Genomic DNA, 10,205 nt, shown 5'->3' with positions numbered 1-10,205 from the left:
TCCCCCTCCCTTTCCGCCAGCCGCGTCTCGACCTTCTCCTGGAGGCGGTTCATCCGGGCCAGCCAGCCGTCCGGGTCGGCGGCGCGGAAGGCGTAGGAGCGTGCGGTGTCCGGGTGCGGGGTGACCAGGAACCGCTCGTCGGCCAGCGCGTCGAAGACCGCGTCCGCGACGGCCTCCGGCTCGATGGCGCCGGGCGCGAGCACCAGCTCCCCGGTGGCGCCGCCGGCGCGGAGCATGCCGGTGCGCACCCCCTCGGGGCAGACCGCGTGCACCGCGACGCCCCGGTGCCGGTAGGTGGCGGAGAGCCACTCGGCGAAGCCGTACGCGGCGTGCTTGGTGACGCTGTACGGGGCCGAGCCGACCATGGTCAGCAGCCCGGCGGCGGAGACGGTGGCGATGAAGCGCCCCTCGCCGCGCTCCAGCCACTCGGGGAGGAGTTCCCGGGCCGCGCGGACGTGCGCCATGACGTTGAGGTCCCAGGACGCCGCCCAGGACGCCTCGTCGGCCTCCGGGCCGCCCTCGTGCGCGCACCCCGCGTTGGCGCAGAAGATGTCGACGGTGCCGCCGAGCGCGGCGCGGGCGGCCGGGACGACGGTGGCGGCGTCCCCGGGCACCGCGACGCCGCCGGTCTCCGCGGCCACGCACCGGGCGCTGTCCGCGTCGAGGTCGTTGACGGCGACGCGGGCGCCTCCCGCCGCGAAGCGGCGGGCCAGTGCGGCGCCGATGCCGCGGCCGCCGCCCGTCACGACCACCGTTCTGCCGCGTACCCCGTCCATGGCGCAGCCCCTTCCGGCCGGTTGCCCGGCACCGTCGTCATCGCGCTGTCGTCATCGCTCCCGTCGCGGCAGACTAACCAGTCGGTATGTCGCTGCGGAACCCCGGGCCCGCCCCGGCACCGCGCCGGCCGCCGTCCGCTCCGGCATATGCTCCGGGGCGCCTGCGCGTGCGCCACCCCGCCCGGGGTGCGACGGGCTCGCCCCCGGGCGCGCGCCCCGCCCGCTCTGTGACGAGCGGGCACCCGACGGCCCGGGAGCGGCCGCTGGTACGAGCAATTCCCGCGTACAGGAATAGAAGCCCTGATCCAGGGTATTCCGCCACGCCGTAGCACACTGCAACGGAGAGGGATCCGAATCGGGAGTCAGTACGTCACACCCCCGAACGACTCTGGTCCTCTCCGCCGGAGGTGGGATGATTGGCCGGATTCAGAGCTCTCGCCCAGCAAGTACGCGACCCCCACAGAGCGCCGTCACAACGCAGACAGGCGCTCCGCAAGTGCCTGGAGCGCTTCGCGCCCTACGGGCACCGCGCCACCTGGCAGCACCTGTGCGCCAGCGCGGGCTTTCACCCCGACGACCGGGAGCCCGACCCCTCGCTCCTGGTCGCGGCCCTGGAGGAACTGGAGGAGGCGCGGTCCGTGTGGCTGGCGTACGAGTCCGAAGTGGCGGCGCGGCGCAGACGGGAGAAACGCGAGGGCATCAGACAGCCGACGGCCCTGGACGAGTGGCACCGGCTCACCTGGGGCGGCCGTTCGCTGCTGCGCTGCGATCCCGCGCAGCCGCCGACGCCCCGGCTGGCCGAGGTGCTGCGCCGTATGATCTCGGCGATGGACGGCCGCTACGGACACCCCGCCGGACGGCGCACCATGGCCTCCTCCCAGGGCTAGCGGGGGTGCCCCCGCCCGTGCCCGGCACGGCCGGACGGGCCCGGCCTGGCGCCCGGCCGGCGGTACTGGCATGCTGGCCCACGCAGCTGAGCAACCGCTTATTCGGCGCACGGAAAGGTGTACGGATGGCTGAGTCCCGCGTCTCCACCTCGCCCCGCGTCTTCACCTCGGCCGCGGACCTCGCGGCGGCCGTCGGCCAGGAGCTGGGCGCCAGCGACTGGCTGGAGGTCGACCAGCAGCGGATCGACCGGTTCGCCGACGCGACGGGCGACCACCAGTGGATCCACGTCGACCCGGTGCGCGCGGCCGAGGGCCCGTTCGGCTCCACCATCGCGCACGGCTATCTGACGCTCTCCCTGCTGCCCGCCTTCCTGCCGCAGATCATCCGCGTCGACGGCGTGCGGATGGGCGTCAACTACGGCGTGAACAAGGTCCGCTTCCCCGCGCCCGTGCCGGTCGGCTCCCGGCTGCGCGCACACGCCGAGCTCGCCGGCGCCGACGAGACCCCGGACGGCGGCGTGCAGGTCGCGATGAAGGTGACCGTCGAGCGCGAGGGCGGCGACCGGCCGGTGTGCGTGGCGGAGAGCCTCAGCCGCTACTACTGGTGACGCGCGGCCCGCCCCGGCGGGCCCGTCCCGTCAGCCGGCCCGGTGCCCGGCCATCCGCAGGGCGAGGTCGGCGTAGAGCACCCCGATCTCGTCGGGTGTGCGGCGGCTGTCCGGGCGGAACCAGCGCGCCACGTCGACGCAGAGCGACAGCACCGCGAGCGCCGTCCCGCGGATGTCCCCGACGGCGAACTCCCCCGAGGCCACGCCGTCCTGGAGCACCCCGCGCAGGATGTCCTCGGTGCGCCGGCGCAGCCGCACGATCTGCGCGTAGTGCTGCTCGCTCAGCGCCGCCAGCTCGTACTGGACCACGCGCCCCGTGGTGTGGTGCTCGGCGTGCCAGCGCGCGAAGGAGCGTACGGCGTGCGCCAGCCGCTCGGCCGCGCTGCCGTCACCCGCCGTCGCCTCCTCCATCAGGTGCACGGAGCGCTCGTGACCGACGCGGCTGATCTGGAAGAGCAGCTCTTCCTTCGTCTTGTAGTGGATGTAGAGCGCGGCCGGGCTCATGCCCGCACGGCCCGCGATATCGCGCGTCGTGGTGGCGTGGAAGCCCCGCTCGGCGAACGCCTCCACCGCGCCGAGCAGCAGCCTGCGCGCGGCGTCCGGCGTCACGTCCCCGAAGGACTCGTCGGTCTCAGCGGTCATTGCGTCACCCTATCCCGCACATGAGCGTCCGCTTAGGCGATGTCCGGCGGATCGTGCTGGGCAGGGGCTGCCCCTGCCGGTGCGTCGCAGTCCGCGGCTGGGATGGGGGTCCCCCTGCTCGAGCGAAGCCGAGAGCTTGGGGGAGGTTGCTCGCGCAGTTCCCCGCGCCCCTGGGCGCGCCCTGGCGCCCCGCAGGGGCGCTTCAGGGGCGCGGGGAACTGCGCGACCGGCCACAACCCAGCCGCAGACCGCAGGACACGGGCAGGGGCAGCCCCGACCCGGCTGCCCCGACGGAGGGCAACCATGATCCGCCGGACACGGCCTAGGCATCGTCGGCGGGGAGGGCGATCTCGTAGTACCGCACCCGCTCGTCCTCCCCCATGCAGCGCATCCCGACGGCCGCCATCACCCGCTGGGACGCGACGTTGTCCAGGTCCGCGTCGCCCCGCACGCTGGTCAGCCCGCACTCGCGGGCGAACCGCAGCAGGGCGCGCAGCGCCTCGGCCGCGTACCCCTTCCCGCGCTCGGCCGGGATCAGCCCGTAGCCGATGGTGACGGTGCCGTCTCCGTCCGGCGGCCGGTTGAACCCGGTGCCGCCGATGGCGGCCCCGTCGGCGCGGCGGCGTATCTCGTAGCTGCCGTACGGCCGCGGGTCGCCGTGGGTCGCCCAGCTGCTCACGAAGTGCCGCGCCCCCTCCACATCGGCCGCCGCCGGGTACCCGGGCGCCCAGCGGTCCCCGTCCGCCGGCCGGCCCGCGGCCACCCGCCCCGCCTCGGCCAGGCTCATCGGGTGCAGGGTCAGCCGCTCCGTCACAAGGTCGTCCATGGCGGTTCAGAATACGATCAGCGACCGCCCGCCGCGCCCGGCCCGCATCGCCTCGAAGGCCCCCTCCACCTCGTCCAGGCCGATCCGCTCGGTCACCAGCGCGCCCAGGTCCAGCCGCCCCTCGCGCACATGCCCGGCCAGCACCGGCAGGTCGCGCGCCGGGACGCCGTTGCCGTACACGCAGCCGCTCAGCGTCCGGGCGGAGTGGAAGAGCTCCAGCGCGGAGAAGGCGACCTGGTCCTGCTTGCCGCCGACGCCGACGACCGTCGTCCGGCCGCCGCGCCGGGTGGCGTCCCAGGCGGTGCGGACGGCCTCGGAGCGGCCCACGCACTCCAGCGAGACGTCGGTGCCGCGCCGCCCGTCCGTCAGGGCGCGCACCGCCTTCGCGGTGGCGCGCGGGTCCGCGTCCGGGCCGGCGGCCGCGACCACGAAGTCCGTGGCCCCCGAGGCGCGCGCCAGCTCCTCCTTCTCCGCTGAGACGTCCACCGCGATGATCCGCCCGGCTCCGGCCAGCCGCGCCGCCTGGAGCGCGGCCAGGCCGACCCCGCCCGCGCCGAAGACGGCCACCGACTCGCCCGTCCGCACCCGGGCGCTGTGGTGCACGGCGCCGTACCCGGTGAGCACCGCGCAGCCGAGCAGCGCGGCGTCCTGGAGCGGGACCCCGTCCGGCAGCGGCAGCACGGCGCCCGCCGGGACCACGGTCTCCTCGGCGAAGGCGGCGACGCTGAGCCCGGGGTAGAGCGCTTCGCCGCCGGGGGTGCGGGCGTAGGGCGCCGTCGTCGCCGCGTTGGCCTCCTCGCACAGCCAGGGCTCGGCCAGCTCGGCGCAGAAGGGGCAGGAGCCGCAGGAGGGCGCCCAGTTGAGCACGACCCGGTCGCCGGGCCGGACCCCGGTGACGTCCTCCCCCGCGGCCAGCACCGTGCCCGAGCCCTCGTGGCCGAGGACGGCGGGCACGGGCTGGCGCAGGGTGCCGTTGGAGAGCGACAGATCGGAGTGGCAGACCCCGGCGGCGGCGAGCCGGACCCGCACCTGTCCGGGCCCCGGCGGGGGGAGTTCGACGGCGGAGACGGCGAGCGGTGCCGAGCGTGCGGTGAGAACGGCTGCACGGATCACGGTGGCTCCCTTGGGGATGTGAGGCGGTCCGGGAGGGGCGGGGCAGGGCGTCAGAACTGCAGGGACTTCGTCTCCAGGTACTCCTCCAGGCCGTACCGGCCCAGCTCCCTGCCCACCCCGGACTGCTTGTAGCCGCCGAACGGGGCGAGCGGGTTGAAGCGTCCGCCGTTGATGTCCACCTGGCCGCTCTGCAGCCGCCGGGCGAAGGCGACGGCCTCCTCCTCGTCGTCCGACCAGACCGCGCCCGCGAGCCCGTAGTCGGTGTCGTTGGCGATGCGGAGCGCCTCCTCGGTGTCCTGGTAGGGCAGCAGGCACAGCACCGGGCCGAAGATCTCCTCGCGTGCGACCGCCATCCGGGGCGTGACGTCGGCGAAGACGGTGGCGCGCACCCAGTGCCCGCGCTCGTGGCCCGGCGGCGGCTCGGGCGGCTCGGCACCGCCCGTGACGAGCCGCGCGCCCTCCCGCACGCCCTGCTCGACATAGCCGGTGACGCGCTCGCGCTGCCGGGCGTTGACGACGGGACCGAGCCGGGTGCCCTCGTCGCGCGGATCGCCGGGGGCGTACGCGGCCGCCGCCTTGGCGGCGAGGTCCACGGCCTCCTCGTAGCGCGCGGAGTCGACCAGCATCCGGGTGAGGGCGTTGCAGGACTGGCCGGAGTTGTTCATCACGTTGGCGACGCCGCGCTTGACGGCCTTGGCGAGGTCGGCGCCCGGGAGGAGGACGTTGGGCGACTTGCCGCCCAGCTCCAGCGCGACGCGCTTGACGCCGCTGCCCGCGAGCGCGCCGACCCGCCGGCCCACGGCGGTGGAGCCGGTGAACGAGACCAGGTCCACGTCCGGGTGCCCGGCCAGCGCCTCGCCCGCGACCGGGCCGAGCCCCGTCACAAGGTTGAACACTCCCGCCGGCACGCCCGCCTCGTGTACGGCTTCGGCGAAGAGCCGGGCGGTCAGCGGGGTGTCCTCGGCGGGCTTGAGGACCATCGTGCAGCCCGCCGCGAGCGCGGGGGCCGCCTTGGCGACGATCTGGTGCAGCGGGTAGTTCCAGGGGGTGATCGCGCCGACGACGCCGACGGGCTCGCGCAGCACCCGGGAGTTGCCGGTCTTCTCCTCGAACGGGAAGTCGGCGGCCAGCTCGGCGAAGCTGCCGGAGACGGTGACGGGCGCCGCGGCGTGCACCTTGCGGGAGAAGGTGAGCGGCGCCCCCAGCTCGGCTGTGACCAGTTCGGCGACCTCCTCGGCACGCGCGGCCAGCACGTCGCGCAGCGCGCCCAGCCGGGCTGCGCGCTCGGCGGGCGGCGTGGCCGCCCAGCCGGGGAGCGCGGCGCGCGCGGCCCCTACCGCGGCGTCCACGTCGGCGGCGGTGCCGGAGGGCACGGACGCCAGGACCGCGCCGGTGGCGGGGTTGCCGACGTCGATCGCGTCCCCGCCCAGCGCGGGGCGCCACACACCGTCGATGTACAGGTCCTCGTGTGTCGTGTACATGCCGTCGTATGCGTTCATGCGCCCAACGTACTGCCCCGGCCGGGCGGAAGGGCAGCCGGCGGCCGGCGGCCGGCCTGGTGACGCGCGGCTCGTTGACGGGTGCGCACATGATTCCTATGGTCATACACAGGAATCCCTTACACGGCGGGAGTTGGCGATGAGCCGCGGTACCACCGGCACGACCACCGAGCAGGCACGCAAGACAGCGGAGAGCCTCAGCTATCTCTCCGGCTTCGGGAACGAGCACAGCAGCGAGGCCGAACCCGGGGCGCTGCCCGTGGGGCGGAACTCGCCGCAGCGCGCCCCCCTCGGGCTCTACGCCGAGCAGCTCAGCGGCACGGCCTTCACCGAGCCGCGGGCGCACAACCGGCGCTCCTGGCTCTACCGCATCCGCCCCTCCGCCGCCCACCCGCGCTTCGAGCGCATGGACAACGGAGCGCTGCGCACCGCCCCGTTCACCGAGGCCGTACCGGACCCGAACCGGCTGCGCTGGGGCCCGCTGCCCGAGCCGCCCGCGGGCACCGACTTCCTCGCCGGGCTCTGGACGCTCGGCGGCAACGGCGACGCCACCCGGCGCACCGGCATGGCGGTGCATCTGTACGCCGCCAACGCGGGCATGCACGAGCGGGTGTTCAGCGACGCGGACGGCGAACTGCTGATCGTCCCGGAGCGCGGCGGGCTGCTGCTGCGCACCGAGCTGGGGGCGCTGTGCGCCCGCCCCGGCGATGTGGCGCTCATCCCGCGCGGCGTGCGCTTCCGCGCCGAGCTGCTGGAGGAGTCCGCGCGGGGATATGTGTGCGAGAACTACGGCCGCCCCTTCGCCCTGCCCGACCTCGGCCCGATCGGCGCCAACGGGCTCGCCAACGCGCGCGACTTCCTCGCCCCGACCGCGGCGTACGAGGCGGAGGAGCGCCCCGTCGAGGTGGTCAACAAGTTCTGCGGCAACCTGTGGCGGGCCACCTACGACCACTCGCCGCTGGACGTCGTCGCCTGGCACGGCAACCACGTTCCCTACGTCTACGACCTGCGGCGCTTCAATGTGCTGGGCTCCATCAGCTACGACCACCCCGACCCGTCGGTCTTCACCGTGCTGACCTCGCCGTCGGACACCCCGGGGCTCGCCGGTGTGGACTTCGTGGTGTTCGCGCCGCGCTGGCTGGTGGGCGAGGACACCTTCCGGCCGCCGTACTTCCACCGGAACGTGATGAGCGAGTACATGGGGTTGATCGAGGGCGCGTACGACGCGAAGACCGGCGGCGAGGGCGGCTTCGTGCCGGGCGGCGGCTCGCTGCACAACATGATGTCGGCGCACGGCCCGGACCGGGAGACGTTCGAGCGGGCCTCGGCCGCACAGCTGGCCCCGCAGAAGGTCGACGACGGCCTGGCGTTCATGTTCGAGACCCGCTGGCCGGTGACGCCGACCCCGCAGGCGGCGCGGGCACCGCACCTCCAGCCCGACTACGACACCGTCTGGGACGGCCTGGAGCGCCACTTCCCCCGGGCCTGATCCGGGGGCCCCGGAATGCAGGGGGCACGTTCCACCGGCCGTCGCCGCTGCGGCAGAATCGAGCGCGGATCCCAACGGAGGCCGCCACATGACCGTCTTCGCCCCTGACTCCGTCGCCCTGAACCGCAAGCTCCCGCTCTGGTACCAGGTCTCGCAGTCCCTGCGGGCCTCCATACTCGGCCGGCCCCCGCAATCCCCGCTCCGCCTGCCCACGGAGGAGAAGCTCGCCGTGCACTACGGCGTCAGCGTCCTCACCATGCGCCAGGCGCTCAAGGAACTGGAGTCGGAGGGGCTGATCAGCAGGCACCGCAGACGCGGGACCTTCATCGAGCCGGACGCGCGCCGGGCGCGCCCCGTACGGCTGCTCGGCTCCGTCGACACGATCGTGGCGCAGCAGTCCGGCGAGAGCACCACGCTGCTGGGGCACGGGCCCGAACCCGTGCCGCCCGAGCTGGCCGAGCACTATCCGGGGCTCGCCGAGGCCATGGCGTACCGCAGGCTGCGCCGCGACCCGGACAGCGGCGAGCCCACCAACTGGGCGGTGAACCTGATCCACCCGCGGCTGGCCGACCGCATCGACCCGGCCGACCTGCGGCGCGGATGGCCCATGACCAAGGTGCTCCGGGACCGGGTGGGGGTGCGGATCAGCCGGATCACGGACACCGTGGAGGCACGGCTCGCCGACCCGGAGACAGCCCGGCTGCTGGATGTGCCGCTGCTGAGCCCGATTCTGCACTACACGGGCGTGACCTACGACGCGGCGGGAGCGGCGGTGGATGTCGTACGCATCCACTACCGGGGGGATCGTTTCTCCTTTTCGGTGACGCTGGAGAACGTGACGAGCTGAGAGAGGGCCGCACGGACTGAATGGGCCGCCAGGACAGTCCCCTCACCGTCCAGGCGGCCCGGTTCAGCCGCGCCCGCCGAAGAGCGAGCGGCGCAGCTTGCGCAGGGGCGCGAACAGCGACACGCGCGCGCTCCGCGTACGCGACCCGCCGCGTGCGGTGGCAGCGTCGTCGCGTCGCGTTATCTCACGCATCAGCGTCGTCGCCTCCTCCGTCTCGCCCTGCGGGACAGCGGGCCCCGCGAGCACGGAGAGGTGCCGGTCGAGGCGCGAACTTGTCGCGCTCGTCCCGCATTTGACCGCAGGCACGCGCGCCCTGCTGCTCATTGTTATCTGTTCCATGACACTCCCCACCCGTACGAGGGCACCCGGCCCAGGGCAGAGTAACCCTATCTCCCGACTCCGACACGCGTGTATCCCGGTCACAGGATTCACCTGCCCCACAGGCCGGTTGACGAACACCGTACGAGCGCTCAGCATCCGAACAAGACCCAAGAACGGGTCAAGGGGGGACAGAATGAGCGCAAAGCGGATCCTCGCGGGAAGGTACCGGCTCCGCGACGAGCTGGGCCACGGGGGCATGGGCACGGTCTGGCGCGCGTACGACGAGACGCTGCGCCGCGAGGTGGCGGTGAAGGAGGTCCGTGCGCCGGAGGGGCTGGAGGACCGCGAGGTCCGCCAGCTGTACGCGCGGCTGGAGCGGGAGGGCTGGGCTGCGGGCCGCGTCGCGCACCGCAACGTCGTCACCGTCTACGACGTGGTGGCCGAGGAGGGCCGCCCGTGGATCGTGATGGAGTTCATACGCGGCCTCTCGCTGGACGACCTGCTGGTGGCCGAGGGTCCGATGGCGCCGGAGCGCGCAGCGGCGGTCGGCGCCGAGGTGCTGGCCGCGCTGCGCGCCGCGCACTCCTGCGCCGTGCTGCACCGGGATGTGAAACCGGGCAACGTCCTGCTGAGCAACGACGGCCGGACGGTGCTCACCGACTTCGGCATCGCGCTGATCGAGGACAGCCCGGCCCTGACGCGGACCGGCGAGGTGATCGGCTCGCCGGAGTACCTCGCTCCGGAGCGGGCCAGGAGCGGCCCGCCGGGGCCCGGCTCCGACCTGTGGTCGCTGGGCGTGCTGCTGTACGCGGCCGTCGAGGGCCGCAGCCCGTTCCGCAGGGACACGGCGCTGGGCACGCTGCGCGCGATCGTGGACGACGAGCTGCCGCCGCCGCGCCACGCGGGCCCGCTCGCCCCGGTGCTGGAGGGGCTGCTGCGCAAGGATCCGGAGCTGCGGCTGGCGGCGCAGGAGACGGCGCAGCTGCTGGCCGCGGTACGGGACCGCGGCACCACCCCGCACGCCCCCTCGGCGCCCCGGGCGCCGGGCCCTCGCCCCTCCGCGCCGGGCTACACCCCGACCGCCTCCGGAGGAACCGCCGGCGGTACCGGGCCACCGCCCCGGCGGCCGGGGACGCCGACCCCGGGGGCCGGAGCCCCCCTCCGGGGTCCGGGGGCGGCGCCCCCGGACCCCGAGGC

At 74.5% G+C, this 10,205-nt stretch carries 11 protein-coding genes; 5 read left to right on the top strand and 6 right to left on the bottom strand.

Features of this window, described 5'->3' with window-relative positions; translation table 11 throughout:
• Nucleotides 1-776 (bottom strand): SDR family oxidoreductase (locus tag G5C65_RS22960; RefSeq protein ID WP_165300808.1); only part of this gene is annotated, 776 nt, incomplete at its 3' end.
• A gap of 416 nt (nucleotides 777-1,192) precedes the next feature.
• On the opposite strand from G5C65_RS22960, the gene G5C65_RS22955 reads away from it, so the two are divergent.
• Together G5C65_RS22955 and G5C65_RS22950 are read left to right on the top strand one after the other, a co-directional pair.
• The gene (locus tag G5C65_RS22955) at nucleotides 1,193-1,663 is read left to right on the top strand and encodes a hypothetical protein (protein WP_165300807.1); all 471 of its coding nucleotides are present in this window, start codon (nucleotides 1,193-1,195) and stop codon (nucleotides 1,661-1,663) included.
• A 125-nt stretch (nucleotides 1,664-1,788) separates the two neighbouring features.
• Nucleotides 1,789-2,271 carry a MaoC family dehydratase gene (locus G5C65_RS22950; protein WP_165300806.1) on the top strand — a complete coding sequence of 161 codons (483 nt, stop codon included), beginning with the start codon at nucleotides 1,789-1,791 and terminating at the stop codon, nucleotides 2,269-2,271.
• A 30-nt stretch (nucleotides 2,272-2,301) separates the two neighbouring features.
• On the opposite strand, the gene G5C65_RS22945 is transcribed toward G5C65_RS22950, so the two are convergent.
• The 4 genes from G5C65_RS22945 to G5C65_RS22930 all read right to left on the bottom strand — a co-directional run bounded on the left by G5C65_RS22945 (nucleotide 2,302) and on the right by G5C65_RS22930 (nucleotide 6,351).
• Entirely contained in the window at nucleotides 2,302-2,913 is a 612-nt protein-coding gene (locus tag G5C65_RS22945) for a TetR/AcrR family transcriptional regulator (protein ID WP_165300805.1), read from the bottom strand.
• 322 nt (nucleotides 2,914-3,235) lie between these two features.
• Complete coding sequence (locus tag G5C65_RS22940; protein ID WP_165300804.1) at nucleotides 3,236-3,739, bottom strand: GNAT family N-acetyltransferase; 504 nt, start codon at nucleotides 3,737-3,739, stop codon at nucleotides 3,236-3,238.
• A gap of 6 nt (nucleotides 3,740-3,745) precedes the next feature.
• The gene (locus G5C65_RS22935) at nucleotides 3,746-4,852 is read right to left on the bottom strand and encodes an alcohol dehydrogenase catalytic domain-containing protein (RefSeq protein WP_165300803.1); all 1,107 of its coding nucleotides are present in this window, start codon (nucleotides 4,850-4,852) and stop codon (nucleotides 3,746-3,748) included.
• 50 nt (nucleotides 4,853-4,902) lie between these two features.
• Complete coding sequence (locus G5C65_RS22930) at nucleotides 4,903-6,351, bottom strand: aldehyde dehydrogenase family protein (protein WP_165300802.1); 1,449 nt, start codon at nucleotides 6,349-6,351, stop codon at nucleotides 4,903-4,905.
• Nucleotides 6,352-6,490: 139 nt separating this feature from the next.
• Here G5C65_RS22930 and hmgA point away from each other — a divergent pair, with 139 nt between their 5' ends.
• Together hmgA and G5C65_RS22920 are read left to right on the top strand one after the other, a co-directional pair.
• A complete protein-coding gene (hmgA, locus tag G5C65_RS22925; RefSeq protein WP_165300801.1) occupies nucleotides 6,491-7,840 on the top strand; it encodes a homogentisate 1,2-dioxygenase in 1,350 nt (449 codons plus the stop codon).
• An 88-nt stretch (nucleotides 7,841-7,928) separates the two neighbouring features.
• Nucleotides 7,929-8,687, top strand: a complete 759-nt coding sequence (locus G5C65_RS22920; protein ID WP_165300800.1) for a GntR family transcriptional regulator — start codon at nucleotides 7,929-7,931, stop codon at nucleotides 8,685-8,687.
• A 63-nt stretch (nucleotides 8,688-8,750) separates the two neighbouring features.
• Here G5C65_RS22920 and G5C65_RS22915 read toward each other — a convergent pair whose 3' ends face one another.
• Complete coding sequence (locus G5C65_RS22915) at nucleotides 8,751-9,026, bottom strand: hypothetical protein (RefSeq protein ID WP_165300799.1); 276 nt, start codon at nucleotides 9,024-9,026, stop codon at nucleotides 8,751-8,753.
• Between the two features lie 175 nt (nucleotides 9,027-9,201).
• On the opposite strand from G5C65_RS22915, the gene G5C65_RS22910 reads away from it, so the two are divergent.
• Nucleotides 9,202-10,205 (top strand): serine/threonine-protein kinase (locus G5C65_RS22910; protein ID WP_165300798.1); only part of this gene is annotated, 1,004 nt, incomplete at its 3' end.

This window comes from Streptomyces boncukensis (genome assembly GCF_011045075.1).
In the GTDB taxonomy this organism is placed as follows: Bacteria; Actinomycetota; Actinomycetes; order Streptomycetales; family Streptomycetaceae; genus Streptomyces; species Streptomyces boncukensis.
Note: the sequence above shows the minus strand (reverse complement) of the source record. Positions and strands in the feature narration are given on the sequence as shown.